Source organism: Cyanobacteria bacterium FACHB-DQ100 (assembly GCA_014695195.1).
Classification (GTDB): domain Bacteria; phylum Cyanobacteriota; class Cyanobacteriia; order Leptolyngbyales; family Leptolyngbyaceae; genus Leptolyngbya.
Genome location: JACJNW010000035.1, coordinates 142214 through 167983, shown reverse-complemented (window position 1 = coordinate 167983; position 25770 = coordinate 142214). Strand labels below are relative to the sequence as shown.

Below are 25770 nucleotides of genomic sequence, written 5' to 3'. Positions count from 1 at the left end.
TGAGTTTAATCACTGATTTTTGCTCTCATCTTGCCCTAAGAATAAATACTTAGCAGAAGGAAGTTTGATCGAACCAGTTAGAGCGCTGCTTTTGCCTGGAAGATCGCGTTATTTAGTCGATCGCTCTGGGAACTATTACGGAGTCAGGGTTGCATCGTGTTTGAAGACTAGGAATTTTACGGATCTTCTCACCGTCAAATTCATCCGCATCCAAATCCGAGTTGTAGCCCTGCATACGATGGATCTCGTTTGCAGGCTTTTTCTATGGCAGCGCACACCCCCAAGATTTTCACATTAGCGAGTCAAGCAACGCTGTTATGTCTGGCGCTAACACTCGCCTCAAGTTCAGGCTCAGCACAAACGACGCCCGCAGAAATCCGCAAGCTGGTAACGACAGAACAATCCGCCGCAGATCTCAAAAAGCGCGGCAAGCCCACGATCTCAGCCCTGATCGCCCTTGCTCAAAACGAGAAAGAACCGCAACGATCGCGCTTGTTTGCAATTGCCAGGTTGGGTGAACTGAACGCCAAAGCTGCAACTCCAGTCTTCATCGAGGCGATCGGTAGTTCATCTAAAGAAATTCGGCTTGCCGCTTTAGCTGCGCTTTCAAAATTAGAAAATCCCGAAAAAAGCGCGATTCCAGCCTTGATGATTGCACTTAAAGACAAAGATGCCGACATTCGTATCGGTGCGACACAAGCCATTGGCAAGTTTGGCAGTGCAGCAAAGGAAGCCGTCCCAGATTTAACTGCCGCACTCGAAGATCCAAATCGCACTGTTCGGATTAAAGCGATTAACGTGATCGCAGAGATTGGAGCCGATGCTAAACCAGCAATTCCTGCGCTCACCGATGCGCTGAATGCACCGGAAAGAGACATGCGACTAGCGGCGATCGTTGCCCTCAGTAAGCTAGGCGCAGATGCCAAATCGGCAGTGCCCATCTTGGCGCAGTTGCTAGCCGACCCAGATGCAGAAATTCGGATGACTACTGCATCGACTTTAGGGGCGTTTGCAGGAGAGGCAGGTGCAGCCGTTCCGCAACTGAGAAGCACTTTGCAGCACCCCGATCGCAAAACTCGATTGTTTGCAGCACTAGCATTAGGGCGAATTGGCGCAGCGGCAAGCGCAGCGGTTCCGGAACTGACTTATCTGCTCAAAGATCTGGATAAAGATGTCCGCTCTAGTGCGGCAACTGCCCTGGGGCGGATCGGAACGAATGCACGATCGACGCTGCCAAAGTTAGTTAATGCACTCAAAGATGAGGATTCAGGAGTGCGGATCAACGCCGCAGTATCCGTGGGACGATTGGCAGGGGTATTGCAGGATAAAGCAGCAAAGCTATCTGCTTCCGAGCTAGTTGCGGCTTACAGCACTCTCGAAACAGCATTGCCTATTCTGGAAAACCCGCAAGCTCAGTTTAACGAAGAAGTTACCGCTACTGTGCGTCGATCGCTCAACGTTCTTAAGAACGAAAAGGATTCGCGGCTATTCGAGCGGGTGTTTGAGTGGTCACAGGCGAATCCCGCAGCCGCATTGATCGCGCTTTATCTGTTATCGATGCCCTCGCTGTGGCTCACTGTATTACTCGTTCGTCCCTTATGGTTACTTAAACTAAATAATGCACTACAACCTTACACAGATTTTGAGATTGCGAGTCCTTTAGGCGGCAGTATTAAAATTCCATTGCGGTTCGTGTTGTTTATTGGTTGGCTGCATTATCACCCGCGAGTGTTAGATGCGTGGGTGAAGCAGCAGATTAACGTTGCACGGGAGGCATTTGCTCACAAAAGCACGGTCAGCGATCGCAAGGTGTATATTCCAATTCCGGTGGTGATGGACGGCAACGCGATCGCAGAACTGAGCAGCCATGATTTACACACAACGTTTTGGGACGGGCGGCAGTGTTTATTGATCTGGGGCGAGGGTGGAGTCGGAAAAACGAGCCTCGCCTGTCACTTGGCAAAATGGGCAATGTCAGACGATCCGGATGAGCGCCTAAGCCGGCATCGAATGCTGCCTGTTCTGATCGAGCAGGAACTAGATTTCAAGCTACCCGAAGAGAAGAGTCCGTTCCGTGAGGCAATTCGGGGACAACTGCAAGCCTTGATTGATGCCGCCGATCCACTCTGCGATGAGTTTTTAGAGAAATTGCTGAGACAGCGACGAATTTTGGTGATTGTCGATCGACTGTCTGAACTGAGCGAAGAAACACGCCAGCAAATCCGCCCCGGACATCCTGACTTTCCAGCCAACGCTTTGGTCGTCACCTCGCGGGTTGAAGAAACCTTAGACGAGGTTCCCAAAACAACCGTGAAGCCCCTACGGATCGAAGGAAATCGCTTGTCTTCATTTCTGGAAGCGTATTTGAATCAACGCCACAAGCGGGAATTATTCACAGATGCCGAATACTTTGATGCGTGTAGTCAACTATCGAGAATGGTAGGACAGCGCAATATCACCGTTCTACTGGCAAAGCTTTACGCAGAGCAGATGATCGCGAAAAAAGAGGGCAGTGAGGGCGTTCTGCCGGATAATATTCCGGACTTGATGCTGAGTTATCTCAACGAGCTGAATCGCGATGCAGCAGAAGATGAGCCAGATAATCTCACGGTGCATGAAGACACAAAAATTATTGCTTGGGAATGCCTGAAGCATTTTTATCGTCCGGCTCCAGCGAAACGCGAAGCAATTCTGGATGCGCTGCAAGCTCAAACTGAGGCAGACGAAGAGACCGTAAAAGCAAGGCTCAGGCACCTGGAAAAACGATTGCGAATTGTCCATGCGATCGGCCCTGCCCAAGATCAAATCACATTTTCTCTTGACCCGCTAGCCGAGTGTTTAGCCGCGCTGCATTTAGTAGAACAGTATCAGGACGATCGCACGGCTTGGAGTACCTGGTTGATGCAGGCAGATACCATGCCGGGTGCGCCGGACACGATTCAAGGATTCTTGCTGGCGATGCGGGATTGCTGCTTAACGCGGAGTACCGAGATTGATGTGCCGGATTTTGTTCTCGAAGAACTGGGGCAGCGAGTCGGGCTGAGCGCGGAGGTGTTGCGTAAATCTCAGATCGAGCAACGACTGAGACGCTTAACGCCAATGCTTTCAACCGGAGAGACGATCGCGCGGATTGAAGCGATCCGAGAGCTTGGGGAACTGGGTACGGCATCGAAAAATGTGTTGCCTGCGCTAATTCGAGAGTTTCAGGATCGTGATTGGTGCATCCGGCGGGAAGTGGCACGGACGATCGGGAACATCGGTCCCGAAGCGCGAACTGCAATTCCCGCTTTAGTAGAACGCTTACGCGACGAGGATCGACGAGTCAGCGGAGAAGCGATTGCAACGCTGGGTAAGCTCGGTATTAGCTCACTTCCAGCTTTGATTAGCGCTCTAGACTCGAAAGTGGCTCATGTTCGGAGCAGCGCCGCTTGGGTTTTAGCGAGTTTTAACGCCGCAGCAAAGCCAGCAATCCCCGCCTTGATTGCTGCGCTTAAGGATGAAAATTGGCAAGTTCGATGGGTGGCAGCTTATGCCCTCGGTTGTATCGGGCCAGATGCAAAATCTGCGATTCCCGCGTTGATTGAGTCGTTTCGAGGCGAATATGAGTTGGTTAGCAAGGAAGCTAGTCGGACACTGTGGCGCATTAGCGGCGAAGCAGAAGTCATCGTGGCAGCGCTGGGAGGAACCAGCCAAGGGCACGATCGCAACTAAACCTCGCATTCGCTGTAAGAGTAGGGAGAGATATAGAGATATAAAGTGGGACAAGCTTCTCTCTCAAGCTTCTCTATCCAATCCTGTAAACCTGTGACTGATCTAGAGCTAATCTTCTTGTAACAAAGTTGTTATAAAACTGATAAAAACAATAATTAAATTCCTCCTTCGGTGCATAGGTAAATCAAGCGAGAGGGTTTAGAATTCAGGGATAAATTGCTATTCCTGAGCTACTCCTGTGTCAGTTACACGGTTCCTCCGCAAAAATGGCTTGATGCGTCGTCAATCTTTCCTTGCCGTGATGGTTTTCCCGGACGAAGCTTCTGTTTTTCAAGCCTACCGCCTGCTCCATTATCACGGCATTTCCCCTGAACACCTTGCGATCGTCGGTACAGGTTACAGTAATCCCGAAAGCGTCGGACTGATGAAGCCGATGCAGCTTGCCGTTCGCAAAGCACGGCTTCTGAGTGTGACCCTTGGAACGATCGGCGCGATCACAGGACTGCTATTCGTCGTTGCGGGTCACATGGGCTGGTTGAGCATTCCAGAGCTGCAAAATCCTTTATTAATTCCGGCGTTGTCGATCGTCAGTGGCTTTTTAGGGGCAGTGATTGGAGCGCTGTTTGGCTTGTTCGGAGAGGGGACGACTGCCAGTATTTATCGTCACCATCTCGATCGGGGTCAGTACTTGCTGATGATCGAAGGCTCAGAGCGGTTGGTACGGTGGGGACAGGAGATTTTGAGCCATTACTCGACTTCTAGCAGTCTGTACTAATGTCGGCAGCGTTTGATCGAGCGATGATGCAGCGCTGCTTGGAGTTGGCGCGAACTGCGATCGGGCGGACAGCCCCGAATCCGATGGTAGGCTGCGTTATTGTGGCGGATGAAGAAATTGTTGGGGAAGGGTTTCATCCGAAAGCGGGAGAGCCACATGCGGAAGTGTTTGCGCTGAGACAGGCGGGAGCGAGATCGCAAGGAGCAACGCTATACGTCAATCTCGAGCCTTGTAATCATCATGGCAGAACGCCGCCTTGCTCGGAAGCCGTAGTTGAAGCGGGAATTCGGCGTGTGGTGGTTGGTATGGTTGATCCGAATCCAAAGGTCGCAGGCAGCGGAATTGCGACTTTGAAACAGGCAGGGATTGAAGTGAGTGTCGGGGTTGAGGAAGCGGATTGTCAGACGCTGAATGAGGCGTTTGTGCATCGAATTTTGCGGCATCGTCCGTTTGGCATTCTCAAATATGCAATGACGCTGGATGGCAAGATTGCCGCAACTAGCGGACATAGCAGTTGGGTGACAGGTGAAGCATCGCGACATCGGGTTCATCAACTCAGAACGATGTGTGACGCGATCGTCATCGGCGGCAATACGGTTCGTAACGATAATCCGCAGTTGACAACCCACGGACTCTCTCAGCATCAACCGTTGCGGGTCGTGATGAGTCGAACTCTCAATCTGCCGCTGAAAGCGAATCTTTGGAATACAGAGAGTGCATCGACGATCGTATTTACTCAGTTGAACGCCGACCAAGCTGTTCAAACGAATCTTACCCAACAGGGTGTTGAGGTCGTGAATTTAGAGGAGTTAACGCCTGATGCGGTGATGATGCAGTTGTACGATCGCGGCTTGAATACGGTGCTGTGGGAATGTGGGGGTATATTAGCAGCTCAGGCGATCGCACAAGGCTGTGTACAAAAAATTTGGGCGTTTGTGGCACCGAAAATTATTGGCGGAAGCGATGCCCCAACGCCGATCGGGAATTTAGGTTTAGAGAAGATGACGGACGCAATTCAGTTAGTGCGAGTGAGGTGGCAAACGATCGAGTCGGATTTATTGATCGAAGGGTATTTAGGCGGGAACGGCTAAGCGATCGGAAGCCAAGTCGCGAATTAAACTCACTCGCGAATGGAGATAGCTTGAGATAAGTTTCATTTCTTCAGAGTTGAGCGGTTGTTGGATACTGAACTGCCGGAGAAGAGACTGAACAAGATGAGCATCATCAAGGTTTAGAAGGTGTGGGGCTTGAGTCGCTTCGACGATTGCCCAGACTTGACGGAGAAGAGTTGGATTCATAAGAACGAAGGATGAGGTTCTTTTACGATACTGAATCTGCCCAGAAGTAGGGTTAGACCTTACAAGCTGCAACAACAGTTATTAAAAGATCATTAAGCCATTACAGCGCGTAATCCAAGGGCCGAACCGCATAAATTTTTCTCATCCTTCGCGTTTTAGCTCATGGTTTGGCTCAGCGATAGGCTGCCATTGGTTCTTTGATGAATCGAATGTAAAGATGCTTGAAGGTGGATTTGAGAACGCGAGGCGCGCCAAAATCGATCGGCATCATCTTGTCAGGGAGTCGCCAGTCTGCGATTTGTAAATCGATCGGGCAAAGGTGCGGAAACTCGATTTCGTCGGTCGTTGAGCAGAGTCCTAAGCGCTGACTTGCGATCAGGGTCGGAACCGCCACCGGATCGACTTTGAGAATGTCAACAATGGCGCGATCGAGCGCAAACACGTTCCGTGATGCCCCCAATACACCTAAATTTCTCGGCTCACCGCCGCTCGGCCCATTGCCTTCATGCCCGATAATGCCATCAATAATCGTGAGGTCTGGGTTGATCGTGCGAGCCGTTTCGACCAGCATTGTGCCGAAGCGATCGGGATCTTTTCCGGCTTCCATGTGCCACCAAGCTTTCATTTTGCCAGGAACGCAGCCGAACAGATTCTTCACGCCCATTGTTACGGTCAGTTGCACGTGGGATTTTACTTTAGGCAAGTTAATCACGACATCGGCTTCGATCGCTTCCTTGCACAGCAACAAATGATTGAACTCTTCGCCGATCGTTTCGTAGCGTTTGCCTTTGAATTCAACAATTGGTAAGTTGAGCGATGCGGTTAAGGGTAAGTAACCACTGGCTTTAGCGACTCCAAGGGCGCTCCCAAACGCAGGGCTATCTCCAAGAAACGGCTTTCCGCCTGCCTCCTGCACCATTTTCGCGACACAGTAGACGATTTCTGGGCGGGTGACGCATTCTTTTCCAGGACGCGCGCCTGTGAGCAGATTCGGTTTGAGCAGAACACGATCGCCGGGTTTGACGATGCCGCCGATTCCTCCGAGCGGTTCGAGTAGGGTTTCGAGGGCTGCGCGGAGTTCAACGAGATCGTAAGATGTGACACGCAGCAAACTAACGGCAGGTTTCATAGGTCAGTGAGGTGAAGTTTTTTGAATACTGTAACTCTGATTGCTAAAAATTCCAATTTGGAGGAGCGATCGCCCTAACCGGCTTGAATTAGTTGCAGTAGGTCTTCAGTAGAGACCTTGCCGCTAATCTCTGTGCCTTCAAGTAGGCTGTCAGCGAGTTCGCGTTTGTGTTGGTGCAAGTCTACGATTTGATCTTCGATCGTATCTTTCGCCACCAGTCGGTAGATTGTCACCGGACGCTGTTGACCGATGCGATGAGCGCGATCGCTGGCTTGATCTTCAACCGCTGGGTTCCACCACGGGTCCATGTGAATTACATAGTCCGCAGCAGTCAGGTTCAGCCCAGTTCCTCCTGCTTTCAGGCTGATGAGAAAGACATCCCCGATTCCAGATTGAAACGCATCAATACGTTTTTTGCGTTCGGGAGTTGAGGTGCTGCCGTCGAGATATTGATAGGCGATCGCTTTTTCGTCCAAATATTCGCGCAAGATATGTAGGTGATCGACAAATTGACTAAAGACTAGAACTTTATGGCGGTTGTCTAATAATTCTTCTAGCACTTCCCCGAATAGCTGAAGTTTTGCACTCGGTAGCGGTGATTTCGGGGTGACTAAGCGGGAATTGCAGCAAGCCCGACGCAGCTTCATCAGTTCCGCCAGCACCTGTAGATGTTTTTGGCCTGCGGTAGCATCAGATTCGGCAAGACGTTCGATCGCGCTCTTTCTCAGTGCTTCGTAGAATAGCCGTTCTTCAGTGCTGAGTTCGACGTGCAGCGCAATTTCGGTACGCGAGGGCAACTCCTGTAAAACTTGACTTTTCGTGCGGCGGAGGAGGAAGGGTTGAATGAGTTTTCTTAAGCGAGTGCGGGCTTGTTTGTCCTCGAAGCGTTCGATCGGAACGGCAAATCGCTCGTTAAATTGCTCTAGCGATCCGAGTAATCCAGGATTAATAAATCTGAATAAATTCCATAACTCGCCTAAGTGATTTTCGATCGGTGTTCCCGTTGTAATGAGTTTGAATCCACCTTGTAAATTCATTGCAGCTTGCGATCGCTTCGTTGCAAAATTTTTGATCGATTGGGCTTCATCGAGAATGATCGTTTCCCATTTCACTTTTGCTAACAGTTGCGCCACATCATCTTGCTGAAGTAAGCCGTAACTGCAAATCAGAACGTCGAAAGGTTGTAATCGATCGATGACTTTCTGGCGATCGCCGCTACCGAATTGAATAACATTCAATGTGGGCGCAAATCGATCAATCTCGCTAATCCAATTCAGACAAACCGAAGTAGGGGCAATTACTAGCGTTGCTCCGTTAGCAGCGCGGGTGAGAATAAGCGCGATCGATTGCAAGGTCTTTCCAAGTCCCATGCCGTCCGCTAAGCACGCCCCAACGCCCCAATGCGCCAGTTTTGCCATCCAGCGAAACCCTTCAATTTGATACTCTCTTAATTCTGCCTGTAACGTTGATGGAACGATGGGAGCAAGTGCTTCAACTTCTTTCAATTTCTTGATATGTTGCTGCCAATATTTGTCGGCTTCAAGTTCTCCAACTTCATCCATCCAGTCTTCGATCGCGACTGCTGCTAGGGGATGAAAGCGTGTCTTTTTACCGTGATTCTCTGCGATCGCTCTGAAGTCATCCAGACGTTTGCGAAATTCTTGCGTGAGCGCGAGAAATTGACCATCTTCGAGGCGAATAAATCGGCTGGATGTTTGTCCTAGCAACTCTAGAAGTCGCTGCATTTCCAAGACAGAATCTTCGTCTAATTTCACTTCGCCGCTCGCCTCAAACCAATCGCGCTGGCGCTGAATCTTAAGCTGAAAATCTCCCAATCCAACCTGCTTGCGAATGCGGAACTTCTCGCCTTCGGGATGCGAGATGATCACCCGATCGCCCAATTCTTGCAGTTCAAGCAGCAGTTCTAAACAAGCTTCGGGATCTTCAATCCACCATTCGCTGTCCTCCTCCTCGTACTCTTCTAACGTGCGGCAATCTGCAATAACGCTCTTTGCTAATTTTCGTTCTTGTCTTAGGTCGCGTGTCGTTTGCAATCGCTTTCCTTCAACTTCAGCAATCACTGTTTCACCACCCATACCGGGACGGTAGTATGATCCGCCTGTTGCAAACGGACGCACTAACACTGCAACTTTTAGCCCCGTTCCCGCAGGTAGGAGATGAATGTTCGGAGTTGCATCGGCAGGGACTTCTTCCGCACTGACCCCGCCACCGATATCAGAATGGACTGTGACTAGATTAGAAATCGCATGAATGGCGGCAAGGACTTGATCTTTTGCGATCGCAGGCACATCTAACTGATTTTTTGATCCTAGAATCTCAGCGATCCGACGATGCTCTAGAGTCATTTCGATCACCTTGAGTCGCGTCGGGCTTTCTTTCACAACTACAATGCTCTGGTTGTCTTTCACAGCAGGTGATAGTTGCAGCTTTAGATTTTCGTTTCTGCCTTTTTTAACAATCAGTTCGGGTTCCCCTTTCACAATCTCGATGCGCGTGTTGGTATCTTCCCAGAACACATGAGGATGTCCAACCAGTGCCGCGATTGCTCGCTCTCCGAAGCGATAGTCCATCTGTCCGTAGTAGCTACTTGGAGTCGCTTTAAGTTCAGTACAAGCTTTGCGATCTTGTTCAGTGAGGTAAGGAAATTCTTGTAGCGACTTATCTAATCGTCTTAGCGCAATGTTCCGACCTTTGCCCCATTCCCCTCTAGCGTTGATCGATTGTTCACGGGGTTGCAGTAACCATTGATTCTTGAGTAATGTTACAAACCAAGCTAAACGCCGTTCTGCCTCTCCTTTGGTCGGTTTAGCGGGTTCTTTTTGCAAGTTTACCAGTGCGTTTAGACATAGCTCCCAAGGTTGCTGCGATCGTAGTAAATCAATGATGGGTGTAATCGCCATAGATTGCTGCAACTGTTGTGCAACATCGTTAAACTCACCTTTAGGCTTGATCTTAGATAAGAGCAGTGCAGATTCAAGTGCGATCCAATCATAGCCTGCTGCTTTTGCAGTTTGATGGAATGTTTCTAATGAGTTTGTCAACAAGGGTTTAGCAGCATCGGCATCTGCCCAGTAGAGCGCCAATGAGTTCAACAGTGTTTCAAGACTGTGCTGATTGCGGTAAGGCACGAGATCAAAAATCCACTCTTTCTGAGCAATATCACCTTGTTGCAGTTGAATGAGTTTCTCTAGGGTTTCATAGGTCAAACTGAGCCAGTGTTTTGCTTGTCGTCCGCTCGCAGCATAGTTCTTCGCTTCGTCGAGTCGTGCTGAAGAGCCTTCTTTGATCAGCGCCAAAATAAAGAACAATCCAGTTGGGGCTTGGAAGTAAGCTTTGCGTTTTCCAGTCCCTTTTCGCAGCGCCGCAAGCGCGATCGTAAACTGGGCGATCGCAGATTCGGCATTACCTTTGAGAATGTTGAACCATCCCCACAATGCAGCACCACTATCGCGGTATTCTCTTGGTAACTGTTCTAAAACGGCTTCCGCCTCGGTCAGTCTTCCTCTTAATAACAACTGTTCTGCAAGCAATAGAAACTGCCAATTGAACTTTGTTGCTCCCGTTGCACAGTCTTCTTGTAGCAGTTTGAACGCTTCATCTGCTGGAACTAAATGCAAATAAGAATAACTAAGAATTCCAATCAATCCGGCTTGATAGATATCTGGTGTTAAAGACCGAAACCAATCTGGATCAAACGGATTGCTACAAACATCAGATAAGACTTCGTCGATCGTAATCTTCCGCTTTTGATAGCCATATCTGTAATAGTCCTCGAACTGTTGAGCCACAGACTTCATATTATTCTGATAAATTCCAATGCGAACTTCTCGCAGGAATTGGCGCTCGTTGGTGAAGTATCTGGGCCCTGTTTGCCCGTAGCAGTGAATCGGCAAGTGTTGATTGATAGCACTGACGATCTGATTAAATTCTCCTAGTGCAACTGCTTCACGAGTTGCAACCTCCACAATCAACGGATTACATTGTGGCCCTTGACCCGAATACTGAACTAAAAAGCCATCTTGAAATAAGCGATCGAGATGCGACTTAATTCCAGTGGTAGTGTAAGCCTTCCCAGTCTTATCTTTCGTGTCTAACGGATTAAAACAACTCAAAAAAGCGGTGCGGCTCACAGGCTCATAAATCACTGAAAAGACGCGCAGAATTTGGCGCTTGAGCGGATCTAGCTTGCGGTAGCGATCGATTAACTGAGTTTGTTCAGCATCCATTGACATTCAATCTGGGAAATATGGATGCAAATAAGGATAACAAGAAAGCTCGATCGCTGCTCAGAGAGAACTCTAAGAACACGCTGAACGATTACCACTTAATCGACAGCCTGTTTGCATTAATGTTTCTAGATCAAAGTCCCAAATCTTCAAGCCATAGCGATTTCCCACACTTAACAAAGTTTTGCTATCTGAACTAAGCGCAATCTGCTCAATCTGATCTTGAGATCCGAGCAGCGTTTTCAAAAAGGTTCCGTCCTGCATATTCCACAGTCGGATTGTGCGATCGCGACCACCTGATGCAAGAACTTTCCCATCTGCAATAAAACTGATGCTTGTGACCGCCGCTTCATGACCGGATAAGGTCTGAGTCGGAACCGTTTCTCGCTCAGAGCTTGCCTTACCCGCTGTCCAGAGCTTAATGGTTGAATCTGATCCGGCTGAAGCGATCGTTTTTCCATCCGGGGTAAATGCGAGATCGTTGATTGCTTGTGCTTCAGAGCGGCTCCCGTGAGTTCCAAGCAGAATCGGATTTTGACTGTCGGGATACCAAAGATGAAGAGTATTCGTAAGCGTTCCAGCCGCTAGAATTCGACCATCGGGACTAAAGCGAATGACGCTGGCTGTCGCATTATGGCCTTTGAATGTGTCGAGAATCCGACCTTTGGAAACATTCCAGAGTTTAATCGTTTGATCCGCGCTTCCCGATGCCAACACTTCTCCGTCCGATCGAAAACTGAGTGCCGTTACTGCTTCCGTATGAGCGGAGAGCGTTTGAATCAGAATGCCCTTCTCAATATTCCAGAGCTTAATCGTTTTATCTTGACTTGCAGAGGCTAGACGCTTGCCATCTGGACTAAACACTATCTGGGTAACGGCGGCTTTGTGCCCTTTCAACTCTGCCCGGATCGACTGAGGCTGATTCCCGGCACGTTGCCAGAGTTGAATTGAGTTGTTGCGGGTCACAACGGCAAAGGTTTTTTGATCCGGGCTAAGGCTAGCACTTGAAAGCGAATTGCTCAAAGGAGATAACGGCGGCTCGGATGCTGCGATCGCTTGTTGCAATGTGACGATCGTGCTAATTTTCAGGCTTTCAGGCACAAAATTCCAGGGACGATCGACTTGCTGAAGTTTGTGCCCTGCTTCAAGGGCAGTGCTGAGCGCTTCTCTAGCTTGATTGGCTTCAAGCTGTGTGGTTGCCGCACTTGAGAGATTTTGTATCGTCTCAATTTGCTCACTGCGAGATTGATATAATCCAACTCCCACACCCGCAACTGCAACCACACCGACGATTTTTACTCCGGTTGTCACCATCTTCTGAGTTTTAGGCTTCTGGGTTTGCTCAAGCGTGGATTGTGTGAGATTTCGAGTGGCACGACCGAGGTGCTGCACCGTGGTCGCTGCAATTTGATTTGCTTCTGAGCTTCTCTGACGATAGAGAGCTTGTCCAGAACTTGCAGTCTGAAAAATCGATTGATTCAAGGCGCTAATCTTTGTGGTCGCAGCGCTCTTGAGTTGGACAGCGCGTTGCTTTGAGAGTTGAGCCGTGGTTACTGCAATTTGACCGATCTCGGAGGCGCGTTGCTGATAGAGAGTTTGTCCAGAGCTTGCGGCTTGAGAAATCGATCGATTCAGCGCGCTAATTTTTGTAGTTACGGCACTTTTGAGTTGAGCCGCCCGTTGCTTTGATTGAGTCTGCTGTGCGATCGCAAATTCTCCGGCAGCTTGGGTGGCTTGCACGATCGCACCTTGCAGCGAAGTCAGCGTCGTTCCTGCTTGATTGAAGTGCTGTCTAGCCGCTTCCTGAAGATGTCTAACTTGACGCTCCCCTGTCTTGCGAACAGGTTTAGAAGCAGGCGATTTAACTAGGCTCTTGATCGTTGCAGATTCAACAGGGTTAGACGCGATCGTTGGAAAAGAGGTTACAGGCGTTATCTCAGGTTTAACCCATTCAGCAACAGGTGATATTGCAGTCTGGTCAAGAGCAATGGTTTGAATCGTAGGAATAGTAGGCTCGATCGCGCTTGGTATTGCAGGCTCGACTGGTTCAGCAGCACTAGGCTCAGAAACAATCTTCTGAACGATAGGAATCTCAGGCTCGATCGTACTCGGTTTCTCGATCGAGGGCGGAACGATAGTCTCGGTTTCCAGCTGCGGCTGATAGGGCTGAGTAGAGCGAGGAAGCGGGGGGTCAATATTCGGTGCTTCAATCTCTGGAAACAAAAGCTCTAATGGATCTTTAGGCTTAATGCCCAAAACGGTTTGGGCTTGACCAATGCGGACTGGCGTTTGCAGAATGGCTTTAGAAGATCGATTTTTTGTATCGCGGTGCAGCCACTCTATCTGCTGGTTGCTGCGATCGACATAATCCACGGTGCGATCGTGGACATAGTTCCCCAGCACCGAAGTTGTCACAGTTCCCTCTGCGTTTGCAGCCGCTCCCCGCAGTCCTTCGATCAGGAAGTGAGCAAACACTCCATGCCCTAATTCTGGAAACTTCCAAGACTGCTGAATTTCACGCCCAGAGGCATTACAAGAGAGAAGCGCTTGAAATCCAGGATGCTGCATTGCTTGCTGCTGCAACATCTGAATCAACTGCCCAACCGGATTATCCAGCAATTCTGCCGCATCCGTCTGAGCCGTCATTCCGTTCGCGTGCCAGACATCGATCCATAAGACCTGTTGCTTTGCCGCACAATTCCCCAACAGTCCCAACAATCCGATCGCGCTGAGTCCGGTTTGTCGCATTGCATCTTTCTGCGTATCGGCTAAGCAAAATACTGCCTGCTGCAAGCGCAGATCAAGCGCCGCATGACCGCAGAAATAAACAACGACGGTATCTTCTGGCTTTGCCTGCTCGGTGATCGTCTGCAAACTCACCTTCACTTCACTCAAAGAGGGTGCCGCAGCAGCATCGTGATGCACCTGAATCGAAGTATTCGGAAACTCTTGAGTCACATCGACAAACGCATCCGCAAGAGACTGAGTATCGATCGTTGAGTATTGCAAGATCGGAAACTTCCGATCTTCATATCGGCTTACTCCGATCAGTAAAATCCACAGTTTCGCTTGTCCAGTTTTGAGCGTAGATTGCATTATGATGTTGCGCTAGTTCAGAGGTCGTGAAGTGAGATGGACGCACCCAATTTGTTTCGCGGTCTACGATCGATTGTGACCGATCGACATTGGGTGAGTCAAATGCTCAAACTAGCAGCACTGACGGAAAATACTGATTTTTGGCTGAATCACGTTCAGAGATTCACAAACTCTATGTGTAGATAAAGTAATTGTGAATTACACTCCTGAGAAATTACAGCAAATTAGGGACGCTCTTAGAACGCCCCTTTGCAAAATAGATGGTCTTACTTGCGGTGTTGCTGCGACCAAACGCGAGTCGGCAGTCCCCAGACGTAAATAAATCCTTCCGCCGCTTTGTGATCAAACTGATCTTCTGACCCGTAAGTTGCCAAATCGGGCGTGTACAGCGAATTTTCGGACTTGCGACCGACGATCGACGAATTGCCCTTAAACAATTTCACCCGAACCGTACCGCTCACTTTCTCTTGCGTCTTCTGCACAAACGCATCTAGCGCCGACTTAAGCGGACTGTACCACAAGCCGTTATAAATCATCTGCGAGTAGGTTTCTTCGATACCGCGCTTGTAGTGTGTTACATCTGCGGTCAAGGTCAGACTTTCTAGATCTCGATGCGCCTGAATCAATACCAACAACGCAGGCGTTTCGTAGATTTCCCGCGACTTAATTCCGACCAAGCGGTTTTCGACCATATCGATCCGTCCGATGCCGTGATTGCCAACGCGCTCATTCAGTTCGGTGATTAGATCGATCGAGTTGAGCGACCGTCCATCCAAGCTCACAGGAATCCCCATCTCAAAGCCGATTTCGACGTAATCTGGCTCATTCGGCGTGTTCTCGATCGATTTGGTCATCGCGTAGATTTCTTCGAGCGGTTCTGTCCAAGGATCTTCGAGCGGGCCTGCTTCGATACTGCGACCGAGTAAATTGCGATCGATACTATAAGGCGACTTCTTCTTCACCGGAGATGCAATCCCAAAGCGCTCTCCGTAGGCGATCGTTTCCTCGCGGCTCATGCCCCATTCTCTTGCTGGAGCGAGAACTTTCAGATCGGGATTGAGGGCAGCGATCGACACATCAAACCGCACCTGATCATTTCCTTTTCCGGTACAACCATGTGCTACGGCATCGGCTCCATATTCTGCGGCGGCATCTACTAGCAGTTTGGCAATCAGGGGACGCGCTAACGCAGTCGAGAGCGGATAGCGGTTTTCATACAGGGCATTTGCCTGAATCGCCGGAAATGCGTAATCCTTGATAAAGTTGACCTTTGCATCTGCCACCAGCGATACGGATGCGCCCGAAGCCAGCGCTTTCTCGCGAATCGGCTCCAACTCATCCCCCTGTCCCAAATCCGCAGCCAAAGTGATGACTTCTTCGACTCCCCACTCGTGCTTGAGGTATGGAATACAAACGGAAGTATCGACCCCGCCTGAATAAGCCAGCACAACTTTCTTCGCACGACCCATAAAATTTCCGCTCTCTGTAACGTCAAGACACTCAAGTTTACAATGATGCTGCGAAAGTTCTGTATCACAGATCAGAAGTTGTACCGGATCTAGGTTAAAAATCAATACTGTTTTGAGAAGAGAACCCATTTGGAACTTAATCAGGTTCAACGTCGATCGAGGATACTAGGAACGTGCCTTTGAGGAGAATGCTGTGTTTTTGAGTGTTGTGATTCCGACCTACAACCGTAAACCGATTTTAGAAAAGTGCCTCCGAGCGCTCGAATGTCAGCAGTTTTCCGAGTATGAGGTGGTTGTCGTCGATGATGGCTCGATCGATGGCACAGTGGAATGGTTGAGATCGAATGCGGCTGATTTTCCGCATGTTCGCCTCTTTTGTCGGAATCATCAGGGTGCGGCGGCAGCACGAAATTACGGAGTCGAACAAGCAAAAGGTGACACGATCGTTTTTATTGATAGTGATTTAGTGGTAACGGATGTGTTTCTACGATCGCACGTTGAAGCCTTAGTTCAAGCACAGAAGGAATTAGGGAACGATCGAGTGTTCACTTATGGTCGTGTGATTAATACAGCAAATTTCAATGATCCCACCTCTGAGCCGTATAAGTTAACTGACTTTTCTGCGGCTTATTTTGCGACGGGGAATGTTGCGATCGCGCGTCATTGGCTAATCAAGGCGGGATTATTTGATACAGGATTCAAACAATACGGTTGGGAAGATCTAGAACTCGGTGTACGGCTGAAGAACTTAGGATTAAAGCTCATTAAATGCCCGGAAGCTGTGGGATATCATTGGCATCCTGCGTTCTCTTTAGATCAAATTCCCCGCTTAATCGATGTTGAATTACAACGGGGTCGAATGGGAGTTGTGTTTTATCAGAAACATCCAACTTGGGATGTGCGAATGATGATTCAAATGACCTGGATTCACCGAATCCTGTGGGGCATGTTATCGCTGGGTGGATTGTTGAATGAGAGAACACTTGCGCCTGTGATGCGATCACTAATCAAACAAGGCAAACCTCAACTTGCAGAACAAGTCGCCCGCATTTTCTTAAATTGGTACAACGTCAAAGGTGTTTATGCGGCTTATGCCGAAGTTCAGCACAAGCACTAATATTTTTGCCTAATTTGCTCTCTTTCTAGATTCACTCTTGCGATCGATTCCCGAATGATTAACCTCTGACACAATGCAAGTCAGATGTTTTGGAGCGCTGATCGTATGCTTCCCTCTTGGTTAGTTATTGGTGTTGTCACTTTCCTAATTGCATTAGGAAGCAGCATTCTTCGCCCCAAAGATATCAAATGGTTCAATCGATTGCAGCGCCCTAGATGGCTGACGTTTGAGAAAGCGATTCCGTTGATTTGGACGATCGTTTTTATCTGCGGCGCTTGGTCAGCTTACATCGTCTGGGAAAAGACCCAAAACTGGGGATTAATGGCATTCTATGCATTGATTGAAGTCACGATCGTTGCCTATTCTCCGGTGCTGTTGTGGACAAGAAGCTTACGGAATGGCACGATCGTCGGTGGATTAGGCTTTGTCTTGGGACTGTTTTTAGCGTTTCAAGTTTTATCAATCTCCGGCACAGCAGCGCTCTTACTCTTGCCTTATTTGATTTGGAGTCCGATCGGAACCTACACCACCTGGGAAATGGGAAAACTCAACCCCGAATCGTTCTAAGTCAGAGCCTCCAAACGATTCTAAAGAATACACTCCTTCAAGATCGAGGGGTGCGATCGCATTCCTCGATTGATCAAAGAACGCGAACACCTTCGGCGAGCGAAACACCAACCTTCCAGAGCAAAATCTCCACCTCTAACACCTCAATCCCCACAACGGCGAAACTGATTTAGAAATTAGGCGATCGGTGGAGCGGAGCGATGCCTCCAGCGCACGAGTACGTGACCGCTGTATGATGGAGCGGAAATGAGTCAATTAATATGCACGTCATTACCCGTAAACGGCTTAATGAGTTTGCAAAGCTTCATCCAGATACAAAAACCGCTCTTGCTCAGTGGTACAAAGCTGTCAAACAAGGCGAATTTGCTTCGTTTCTAGAACTCCGTGAGCGATTTCCGTCTGCTGATCAAGTCGGAAAACTCACCATCTTTAACATTGGAGGAAATAAGGTTCGACTGATTGCCGCTATTCATTACAATCGCCAGAAGATTTACATTCGGGCTGTCCTAACTCACGCAGAATATGATGAAGAGAGGTGGAAAGAGTAATGCAAAATCTCAACTTAGAGAAAACAATTACTGCTTGGTCGTCGATCGCTGAAACCGTTTTTGTGCCTCATACAGAACAAGAGTATGAGCGGCTAGTTTCCTTGCTTGATCGTTTGATTGATCAAGTCGGTGAAGATGAGGATCATCCTTTGGCTTCAATGATGGATGTGATCGGAGTTTTAATTGAGAATTACGAGGCTGAGTTTGTTCCAGAGTTAGACGAAGTCGCTTAATTGAGTTTCTTAATCCTCGGACTACTGGACGATCGAGTTCTCTTCGAGAGCCGCGATCGCACCCCTTGATCGACTCAAGAACGCGATCGACCTTCCAGAGCAAAATCACTTCATCCCCAACGCCACAAACCGCGCACCAGCGAGTCGGGTACTGAGTTGGATCGTATAAAACTCAAACTAATGTCTATTAGATATCAAAAGTAATGCAGCCAAAGAGTTATTAGTGCGATGCCAATAATTGAGCAGGAAATTACACTGGAGAAGAATCTAATTACGTGGAACCAGTATGAATAGCGCTGCTTCACCTCGAAAGATTTTAATTTTGGCTTCTAATCCAAAAAATACCTCACATTTGCGTTTAGATGAAGAAGTAAGAGAAATTAACGAGGGACTAAATCGAGCAAAGCATCGTGATCAGTTTGAATTGATTCAGAAGTGGGCAGTACGTTCAAGAGACATTCATCGTGCTTTATTGGATGTAGTTCCAAATATTGTGCATTTCTCAGGGCATGGTGCGGGAGAGAATGGCTTAGTTTTCGAGGATGAATCAGGACAGCAAAAATTCGTCACAAAAGATGCTCTATCTGGGCTATTTGAATTGTTTGCTGACCAAGTAGAGTGTGTAGTTTTAAACGGCTGTTATTCTAAAGTCCAAGCGGAAAGCATTGCTCAACATATTCCATACGTGATTGGAATGCAGCAAGCAATTGGCGACAGAGCAGCAATTTCATTCGCTGTTGGTTTTTATGACGCTTTGGGAGCAGGTCGCTCTTTTGACTTCTCATACAGATTGGGTTGCTATGCTATTCAAGTCGAAGGTATCCCAGAGCATTTGACACCAGTACTAATTAATAAGAGAAATATAGAATTTGAATCTTCAATCAAGCAGCGAATAGAAAGAAAATTAAAGCTACCTTTTTTTGACAACATAATTAGACTTGTTCAACAGCGTATTGAATCGCTGTCAGATAGGCAAATAGCTTACTATGTGGCAATCCTTGTGTCAGGAATCGAGGAACGTTTTGCTTTGCGAGATGTAGAAGATTTTTCAGATGAAAAAGCCTTCACTTTCTGGTTTCTTATGAAGGTACTATTACGATTAGATTTGTCACGACAAAGCAAGATCATCAACTATATTGAGAAGCAAGAGTATGAACACGAGAATCTCACCATGCTTGCTGCTTATGACCTAATAGAAGCAGCAGGCGGTGTTTTGGGTGAACATTACTATCAAGATGGTGAGAGTAAAGTGCCGTTGGATGCAGGATGGGAATTACTTGGTCAAGTGTTTAGTAATGATGATTTTTTTGCTGTTGTGAATACTTCATTAGAAGATATCGAACCGCCTCATTAACTACTCAACAAGCCACCTTGTTTGTTTTTGTTAGGATGGATTGCCATTATCGTTTGCTGATCGCTGCCCCGGAAACATCTTACCCAACAATCGATTCACATAAGCTTGCCCATACACCTGCCCATTTTGCGAAGCTGGAGATTCAATTTCATCCGACTCTTGCGCCTCTACTGTCGGCTTTGCTCCATTCACTTCAGCAGCGGTGGTTTGTGGCTTCGCTCCATTTGTTTGAGAAATCTCTTCTATCTGTGGCTTCGAGCCATTATTCTGCCAAACATCCTTCACAAGCTCCGGTTCTTTCACTGCTTCAGGTTGCTTGTTCTCAGGTGGCGGTGGACAGAAACCAGGCTCGTAAACTTCTTCAGTTGGCTCTTCTACCGCAGCCGATCGCAGTTCCTCACACAACAACGACCCCGGAGGCACGATCGACAAACTCGCAATCGATCGATTCATCACCGTTGTCCCCGTACCCACACAAGCACGATCGCCCACGGTCAACTCACCAATCAGCAACACCCCAGCCCCGATGATCACGCCTTCACCGAGTTCGATCGTTCCCTCATGCGCCTGAATCACTGATCCAAGCCCCACACAAACGCTTTGATGAATTACAATCCGACTGCCCGGATCAGCTTGCAGCAAAACGCCTGGTGCGATCGCTGCCCCTGGGTGAACCGTGACATTCCCACTCACATAGTAGTGGGTCGTACTCACGGGCATTAACTGTAGAGGCGGCGATTGCATCAGAGTAAACTACTTACCAGGTTGTTGAATCACCATTTCAGCTACACGCCGCTTTGCTTTCGGATCAATGCCGATTAGGCGCACATATAGACCGGAATAGTTCGCGATCGCTGCTTCAACCTCTAAGATTGCCTCAGCATCACGGTTGGTTTGAATCGAAGTTGCAGTCTGCCAAGAACTGGTTTTATAACGTCGCTGATCCGCGAACTCAACCCCAATCTTGTAGCCCTGACGCACAAGCTGACGAATCTGCTCCACAGTGTCCGGACTTAGACGACCGTTACCATTGCTGGAAGGTGTGTAAAGCGGAGGCTGAGATTTGTAGCTCGAAGGCCCGTTATACATTGGCGGTTCAGAAGCGGCTGAACTGCTGTAACCACTGGCGTTACCGTTAGAAGCATGAGCTTTTCCGGGGCGATGAATCACACTTTCTGCAATTCGCTTTTTCTGTTTTGGATCAACGCCAACCAAGCGGATGTAGTGATCGCGATGCTCGTTGATAAACGAATTGAGAGCCGCGATCGCGCTTTGAGCCGAACCCGCCTGAATCGTTGGCGCACTGTTCCAAGAGCCATACTTAAATCGACGTTCATCTGCAAACTCCAAACCCACCACTGCGCCTTGCGCTAACAGTTGTTGAATTTGCTCTGTTGCATCGCCCGCAAGTGCGCCATCAACCGTGTGATGAACAGCAGGTTGATGATGAGAGGTAACGTGCGAAGTCGGTTGAGCCACAGGCTTTCCATCTGGACGCTGAATAATTGCTTCCAGCATCCGTCGCTTGTTCTGAGTGTCAATCCCGATCAAGCGAACATATTCGCCGCTGTGTTCTGCTAAACATCGCTGTAACTCTGTCATTACTGCGGATTCATTTGTAGTCTGAATCGGGGCGCAGCTTTTCCAGGAACTGGTTTGGAACTGGCGCTTGTCTGCGTGTTCGGTTCCAATCCGACCACCTTTCGATAGAATCTGACGAATCTGAGCTACCACAGTCGGATCAAGTCCGCCGCTACTGTGACCGTTTCCATTCGATGCAGAACCATAGCTCGAAGCCGAACTGTAGCTCGAATTTGCTGCACTATAAGACGGAGCCGAATAGCTCGAACCGCCTGAGAAACTTGTAGGCTTATCACCCGGACGCTGAATAATCGCTTCCAGCACCCGCTTTTTATTCTTCGTATCAATCCCAATCAAGCGAACATACTCACCGCTGTGTTCCGCAAGACAGGATTGTAATTCTGCCAACACAGCCGACTCGCTCGTTGCTTGAATGGGCGCACAACTCTTCCAAGAACTGGTCTGAAACTGCCGCTTATCTGCGTGTTCCATGCCGATTCGGTAGCCTTGCGCTAATAATTGCCGAACGTGGTTAACAACTTCGCCGTTCATAATTGACCCATTTTCTGTAGCGCTACTGCCAGCTTTAATATCTGTCGTGGACTTCGCGGCACTCCGACTCGAAACTGCCGCTTGAGAACTTGTCTTTGATGCAGTGCCGACAATGTAGGAAGCAAAAGCACGATCGCGCTCACTCACTTCCGGTAATCGATCGGCTTGCTGCTGAGTCGTAATCACTGCACCCGACGGCACATACTTCCCAGGCGGCACTTCCACATCTTGAACCAGTGCGTGCATCATAATAATGCACCCATTTCCGATTCGGGCGTTAAACACCGTCGATCGAAAACCAATAAAACAATCATCACCCACATAGGCAGGGCCGTGAATGATCGCCATGTGGGTGATCGCGGTATTGTTTCCAATCCAGACCGAATAGGAATCGCCGTCGTCCCCAACGACTCGCCCCTGCTCCAAGCCGTGAATCATCACCCCATCTTGAACCGTCGATCGCGATCCAATAAAAAAGGGACTGCCTTCATCCGCCCGAATTGAGGTTCCCGGCGCAATCACTACGTTTGCTCCGATCCGCACATCGCCAATCAGATTAGAAAACGAATGCACAGAAGCCGATTGATCGATCTTCGGCTCAGTCAGATTCCGCGACCAGGGTGTAGGCGGAGCCGCATCACTACGGACTGCCATAGCATTTCTCCTAACAAAACCGCACAAGCAAGCTAACTGTGCAGGGAGGAGAATGGAAGGTTCGACCCTAATGATCGAACCCTAGTATTGAGTTCCTTTGTTGTACAGCGGGCGATTATCCACGCTCACCGTATCAATAATGGCGATCACAGCAGCATCGACTGGGCGGTTCTCGCTACCGGGAACCTGCCTCGCTGCGCTGCCGCGACTCACTAATACCCACTCATCGACCCCTGCGCCCACGTTGTCAGCAGCCACTTCATATAGCGGAAGCGGCTGCCCTTCTTCATCGAGAACCTGCACTAAGAGGAATTTTACGCCTCTGAGACTCGGCTCTTTCTGCGTACTGACAACAGTTCCCCGAACTTTTGCAATTTGCATCGGGGACTATGGACGGTTCAGCGGACGGATACCGCTCACGCTTTCACGGAACGGTTCAACTGCCTCGGTATAGCGAATCGGCAGCACGTACTCCAGGTTTTCGTGCGGACGCGCAATGATGTGAGTAGACAGCACTTGTCCACCGTTGACGCGCTTCACATTCTCAATTCCAGCCGCGACCGAAGCTTGCACTTCTGAAACGTCGCCCCGCACAATCACAGTCACCCGACCGCTACCGATTTTCTCGTAACCCACCAAGGTCACACGAGCGGCTTTCACCATTGCGTCTGCGGCTTCCACAACTGCGGGAAACCCTAACGTCTCGATCATGCCAACTGCAATAGCCATTGTAATTCTCCCTTCCAATCAAAAAACGATGTCAATTCAAACTCGATGTCAATTCAAACCCAAACGATCGCGCACATTTAACTTCGGAATTGTTCCACCGCTTCGGTGTATCGAATCGGTAAGACATATTCTAGGTTCTCATGCGGACGCGCAATAATGTGACTTGATGCAGTTTCACCTCCATTAACGCGCTTGACTGATTCCAGTCCCGCCGCCAAAGAAGCTTGCACCTCGGACACATCGCCCCGAACGATAACAGTCACGCGACCGCTACCAATCTTTTCATAGCCAACCAGGGTGACACGAGCGGCTTTCACCATTGCGTCTGCGGCTTCAACCACAGCCGGAAATCCCCGCGTTTCAATCATTCCCACAGCGATCGGCATTTCGTCTCTCCATAGATTGAAGTGGAACTAATTCAACATCGTAAACCAAAAGAGCGACGGGGATCGCCCATCATTCTTACTGTTGTCGAGTTTTCCACTGTGCTACTTCTTCAGAATAGAGTTGAGTCTGTCACTTGACAATATAATGTTCTATGATAGTTGCAAATTCATGACATAAGCGGAGCTAATGTCTCTGATTGAAGTCGCTGGAATAACCTGAGTCAACATGTAACCATAGATTGATTTCAATCCGAAAAATCGAATCGTTAATAAATCATTAAAAGTCTATATAAATCCAAGCTAATCTCAATGATTGAATTTGTCTATCGATCACATTTTACTTTTAAAGGGTTGAAGCGCTAAGCTGAATCCTAAGACTTTAGAGCGATTATTTTCGGTTTTGAATCCGGAAAATTATGTAAAGCTCCCCCAGGTTCAAGCGAATTTGGTTCGGGGAGCATTTTTAGCAAATTTCTAGGCGAAGAGTATGCAGCAGTCCCTAATCGAAACAAGCTGGTGGATTCCTTGCTACGGACTTCTGGGTGCATTTTTGACGCTGCCTTGGTCTGTGGGACTGATTCGGAAGACAGGTCCTCGTCCTGCGGCTTATCTTAATGTATTAACGACTGTGCTAGCGTTTGTGCATGGAATCGCACTGTTTGGCGCAGTCTGGGGACAGGAACCGCAGCATTTCGCCTTTCACTGGCTGCAGGCAGCAGATTTAGATTTGACGTTTTCGTTGGAGCTTTCTCCAATCAGTGTTGGTGCAATGGAGCTGGTGACGGGCTTGAGTCTGTTTGCTCAGGTGTTTGCGCTGGGGTACATGGAGAAAGACTGGGCGCTGGCGCGATTTTTTGGATTGATGGGATTTTTTGAAGGTGCAATGAGCGGATTGGCAGTGAGTGATTCGCTCTTTCTGACCTATGCACTTCTAGAAATGCTGACGCTCTCAACTTATTTGTTGGTAGGGTTTTGGTATGCTCAACCACTTGTTGTGACTGCGGCACGAGATGCGTTTCTGACCAAGCGGGTTGGAGATGTGTTGCTGTTGATGGGTGTTGTGGCACTGTCCGCGCTTTCTGGAAGCTTAGATTTTCCGGGCCTTTATGATTGGGCAGAAAAGGCAGAACTGTCGCCTGTGGTGTCGGCGTTACTGGGACTGGCGTTGATTTCAGGCCCAATTGGGAAGTGTGCCCAGTTTCCGCTACATCTCTGGCTGGATGAAGCAATGGAAGGTCCGAATCCTGCATCGATTTTACGGAACTCAGTTGTCGTTGGATGTGGCGCTTACGTATTGATCAGGCTTCAGCCGATCGTTACGTTGTCGCCTGTCGCTTCCACTGCTCTGGTGACTTTAGGAACGATGACTGCGATCGGGGCTTCTCTGGTTTCTCTCGCTCAAATTGACATGAAGCGGGCATTGTCTCATTCCACCAGTGCTTATCTCGGATTAGTCTTTATTGCGGTCGGCATTGGCTGGACGGATTTCGCCTTCATTCTGTTGTTTGCTCATGCGATCGCAAAAGCGCTTCTGTTCATGAGTACCGGATCAATCATTATGACCACCAGTTCTCAAGACATCACAGAAATGGGCGGCTTGTGGTCAAAAATGCCTGCGACAACCACTGCGTTTCTAACAGGTTCAGCCGGATTAGTGGGGCTGTTTCCGCTGGGTGGGTTCTGGGCATTGCAGCGCGGAATTGATGATTTTTGGTATGACAAGCCTTGGCTAGTCGTGGTCGTGCTGGCGGTGAATGCACTAACCGCTCTAAACCTGACGAGAGTTTACCGATTAGTGTTCATGGGTAAGGTGCAGCCAAAAACTCGACGCGCTCCAGAAGTTCCCTGGCTGATGGCTGTGCCTATGGTGTCACTAAGTGTTTTAACCTTGATGATTCCGATCATCCTCAATACTCTGAACCTATTGCCTCATTGGGAGATTATGAATTGGTCAGCAGCAGGACTGTTGATTCTGTCTGGAATCGCGGGTACAGCGTTGGGATTTGCAATCACGTTGAACTATGCCTGGATTCGTCCCGTCCAAGCTCCGCTCCGATTTTTCCAAGATTTGCTGGCGTATGACTTTTACGTGGATCGTCTATATCGCGTCAGTGTGGTTTTGGTTGTAAACGCGATCGCTCAATTTAGCGCCTGGTGCGATCGTTACATCGTGGATGGAGTAGTCAACTTCGTCGGATTAGCTTCGCTCTTTAGCGGTGAGACTTTGAAATATAGCGCTTCAGGACGATCGCAAGCTTATATGCTGACCATTTCGCTTGTGGTTGGCTTGTTAGGTGCGCTTCTAACTTGGTCGATGTGGTAAC

The 25770-nt window shown here is 48.8% G+C and carries 19 protein-coding genes; 9 read left to right on the top strand and 10 right to left on the bottom strand.

The features are described from left to right. The first annotated feature begins 264 nt into the window (after nt 1-264). The 3 genes from H6F51_20750 (at nt 265) to ribD (ending at nt 5577) form a co-directional block, all read left to right on the top strand. On the top strand, nt 265-3711 hold the full coding sequence (locus tag H6F51_20750; protein MBD1824903.1) for a HEAT repeat domain-containing protein: 3447 nt from the start codon (nt 265-267) through the stop codon (nt 3709-3711). Nucleotides 3712-3949: 238 nt separating this feature from the next. After that, entirely contained in the window at nt 3950-4486 is a 537-nt protein-coding gene (locus H6F51_20745) for a hypothetical protein (protein ID MBD1824902.1), read from the top strand. Continuing rightward, nucleotides 4486-5577: a bifunctional diaminohydroxyphosphoribosylaminopyrimidine deaminase/5-amino-6-(5-phosphoribosylamino)uracil reductase RibD gene (ribD, locus tag H6F51_20740; protein ID MBD1824901.1), complete on the top strand. Its 1092-nt coding sequence runs from the start codon at nt 4486-4488 to the stop codon at nt 5575-5577. The genes H6F51_20745 and ribD overlap by 1 nt, the downstream gene beginning before the upstream one ends. Here the strand turns inward: ribD and H6F51_20735 are convergent. The 5 genes from H6F51_20735 to H6F51_20715 all read right to left on the bottom strand — a co-directional run bounded on the left by H6F51_20735 (nt 5560) and on the right by H6F51_20715 (nt 15725). After that, on the bottom strand, nt 5560-5784 hold the full coding sequence (locus tag H6F51_20735) for a hypothetical protein (protein ID MBD1824900.1): 225 nt from the start codon (nt 5782-5784) through the stop codon (nt 5560-5562). The genes ribD and H6F51_20735 overlap by 18 nt on opposite strands. Before the next feature lie 172 nt (nt 5785-5956). Then, nucleotides 5957-6913: a DUF362 domain-containing protein gene (locus tag H6F51_20730; protein ID MBD1824899.1), complete on the bottom strand. Its 957-nt coding sequence runs from the start codon at nt 6911-6913 to the stop codon at nt 5957-5959. A 74-nt stretch (nt 6914-6987) separates the two neighbouring features. Then, complete coding sequence (locus tag H6F51_20725; GenBank protein ID MBD1824898.1) at nt 6988-11160, bottom strand: DEAD/DEAH box helicase; 4173 nt, start codon at nt 11158-11160, stop codon at nt 6988-6990. A gap of 72 nt (nt 11161-11232) precedes the next feature. Further along, nucleotides 11233-14256, bottom strand: coding sequence for a caspase family protein (locus tag H6F51_20720; protein MBD1824897.1), 3024 nt, complete (start codon nt 14254-14256; stop codon nt 11233-11235). A gap of 266 nt (nt 14257-14522) precedes the next feature. Further along, complete coding sequence (locus tag H6F51_20715; GenBank protein MBD1824896.1) at nt 14523-15725, bottom strand: argininosuccinate synthase; 1203 nt, start codon at nt 15723-15725, stop codon at nt 14523-14525. A 193-nt stretch (nt 15726-15918) separates the two neighbouring features. On the opposite strand from H6F51_20715, the gene H6F51_20710 reads away from it, so the two are divergent. The 5 genes from H6F51_20710 (at nt 15919) to H6F51_20690 (ending at nt 19544) form a co-directional block, all read left to right on the top strand. After that, complete coding sequence (locus H6F51_20710; protein ID MBD1824895.1) at nt 15919-16842, top strand: glycosyltransferase; 924 nt, start codon at nt 15919-15921, stop codon at nt 16840-16842. 105 nt (nt 16843-16947) lie between these two features. Continuing rightward, nucleotides 16948-17409 carry a TspO/MBR family protein gene (locus tag H6F51_20705; GenBank protein ID MBD1824894.1) on the top strand — a complete coding sequence of 154 codons (462 nt, stop codon included), beginning with the start codon at nt 16948-16950 and terminating at the stop codon, nt 17407-17409. A 260-nt stretch (nt 17410-17669) separates the two neighbouring features. Then, nucleotides 17670-17957 (top strand): type II toxin-antitoxin system HigB family toxin, encoded by a 288-nt coding sequence (locus H6F51_20700; GenBank protein MBD1824893.1) that lies wholly within the window; start codon nt 17670-17672, stop codon nt 17955-17957. After that, nucleotides 17957-18190 carry a hypothetical protein gene (locus H6F51_20695; protein MBD1824892.1) on the top strand — a complete coding sequence of 78 codons (234 nt, stop codon included), beginning with the start codon at nt 17957-17959 and terminating at the stop codon, nt 18188-18190. The genes H6F51_20700 and H6F51_20695 overlap by 1 nt, the downstream gene beginning before the upstream one ends. Before the next feature lie 286 nt (nt 18191-18476). Further along, nucleotides 18477-19544: a CHAT domain-containing protein gene (locus tag H6F51_20690; GenBank protein MBD1824891.1), complete on the top strand. Its 1068-nt coding sequence runs from the start codon at nt 18477-18479 to the stop codon at nt 19542-19544. Nucleotides 19545-19574: 30 nt separating this feature from the next. Here the strand turns inward: H6F51_20690 and H6F51_20685 are convergent, their stop codons facing one another. The 5 genes from H6F51_20685 to H6F51_20665 all read right to left on the bottom strand — a co-directional run bounded on the left by H6F51_20685 (nt 19575) and on the right by H6F51_20665 (nt 23446). Continuing rightward, the gene (locus H6F51_20685) at nt 19575-20288 is read right to left on the bottom strand and encodes a carbon dioxide concentrating mechanism protein (GenBank protein ID MBD1824890.1); all 714 of its coding nucleotides are present in this window, start codon (nt 20286-20288) and stop codon (nt 19575-19577) included. Between the two features lie 9 nt (nt 20289-20297). Beyond that, a complete protein-coding gene (locus tag H6F51_20680) occupies nt 20298-22331 on the bottom strand; it encodes a ribulose bisphosphate carboxylase small subunit (protein MBD1824889.1) in 2034 nt (677 codons plus the stop codon). An 81-nt stretch (nt 22332-22412) separates the two neighbouring features. Further along, nucleotides 22413-22712: a EutN/CcmL family microcompartment protein gene (locus H6F51_20675; protein ID MBD1824888.1), complete on the bottom strand. Its 300-nt coding sequence runs from the start codon at nt 22710-22712 to the stop codon at nt 22413-22415. A 6-nt stretch (nt 22713-22718) separates the two neighbouring features. Next, complete coding sequence (locus tag H6F51_20670) at nt 22719-23060, bottom strand: carbon dioxide-concentrating mechanism protein CcmK (GenBank protein MBD1824887.1); 342 nt, start codon at nt 23058-23060, stop codon at nt 22719-22721. Between the two features lie 77 nt (nt 23061-23137). Continuing rightward, complete coding sequence (locus tag H6F51_20665) at nt 23138-23446, bottom strand: carbon dioxide-concentrating mechanism protein CcmK (GenBank protein MBD1824886.1); 309 nt, start codon at nt 23444-23446, stop codon at nt 23138-23140. A gap of 487 nt (nt 23447-23933) precedes the next feature. Here H6F51_20665 and H6F51_20660 point away from each other — a divergent pair, with 487 nt between their 5' ends. Next, entirely contained in the window at nt 23934-25769 is a 1836-nt protein-coding gene (locus H6F51_20660) for an NAD(P)H-quinone oxidoreductase subunit F (protein MBD1824885.1), read from the top strand. The last annotated feature ends 1 nt before the right edge of the window (nt 25770 follow it).

Bases quoted from the DNA above. Each gene is read 5' to 3' on its own strand.
- H6F51_20750 (MBD1824903.1), top strand. From the start codon at position 265: ATGGCAGCGCACACCCCCAAGATTTTCACATTAGCGAGTCAAGCAACG.
- ribD (MBD1824901.1), top strand. From the start codon at position 4,486: ATGTCGGCAGCGTTTGATCGAGCGATGATGCAGCGCTGCTTGGAGTTG.
- H6F51_20735 (MBD1824900.1), bottom strand. From the start codon at position 5,784: ATGAATCCAACTCTTCTCCGTCAAGTCTGGGCAATCGTCGAAGCGACT.
- H6F51_20730 (MBD1824899.1), bottom strand. From the start codon at position 6,913: ATGAAACCTGCCGTTAGTTTGCTGCGTGTCACATCTTACGATCTCGTT.
- H6F51_20725 (MBD1824898.1), bottom strand. From the start codon at position 11,160: ATGGATGCTGAACAAACTCAGTTAATCGATCGCTACCGCAAGCTAGAT.
- H6F51_20720 (MBD1824897.1), bottom strand. From the start codon at position 14,256: ATGCAATCTACGCTCAAAACTGGACAAGCGAAACTGTGGATTTTACTG.
- H6F51_20715 (MBD1824896.1), bottom strand. From the start codon at position 15,725: ATGGGTCGTGCGAAGAAAGTTGTGCTGGCTTATTCAGGCGGGGTCGAT.
- H6F51_20705 (MBD1824894.1), top strand. From the start codon at position 16,948: ATGCTTCCCTCTTGGTTAGTTATTGGTGTTGTCACTTTCCTAATTGCA.
- H6F51_20700 (MBD1824893.1), top strand. From the start codon at position 17,670: ATGCACGTCATTACCCGTAAACGGCTTAATGAGTTTGCAAAGCTTCAT.
- H6F51_20695 (MBD1824892.1), top strand. From the start codon at position 17,957: ATGCAAAATCTCAACTTAGAGAAAACAATTACTGCTTGGTCGTCGATC.
- H6F51_20690 (MBD1824891.1), top strand. From the start codon at position 18,477: ATGAATAGCGCTGCTTCACCTCGAAAGATTTTAATTTTGGCTTCTAAT.
- H6F51_20685 (MBD1824890.1), bottom strand. From the start codon at position 20,288: ATGCAATCGCCGCCTCTACAGTTAATGCCCGTGAGTACGACCCACTAC.
- H6F51_20680 (MBD1824889.1), bottom strand. From the start codon at position 22,331: ATGGCAGTCCGTAGTGATGCGGCTCCGCCTACACCCTGGTCGCGGAAT.
- H6F51_20675 (MBD1824888.1), bottom strand. From the start codon at position 22,712: ATGCAAATTGCAAAAGTTCGGGGAACTGTTGTCAGTACGCAGAAAGAG.
- H6F51_20670 (MBD1824887.1), bottom strand. From the start codon at position 23,060: ATGGCTATTGCAGTTGGCATGATCGAGACGTTAGGGTTTCCCGCAGTT.
- H6F51_20665 (MBD1824886.1), bottom strand. From the start codon at position 23,446: ATGCCGATCGCTGTGGGAATGATTGAAACGCGGGGATTTCCGGCTGTG.
- H6F51_20660 (MBD1824885.1), top strand. From the start codon at position 23,934: ATGCAGCAGTCCCTAATCGAAACAAGCTGGTGGATTCCTTGCTACGGA.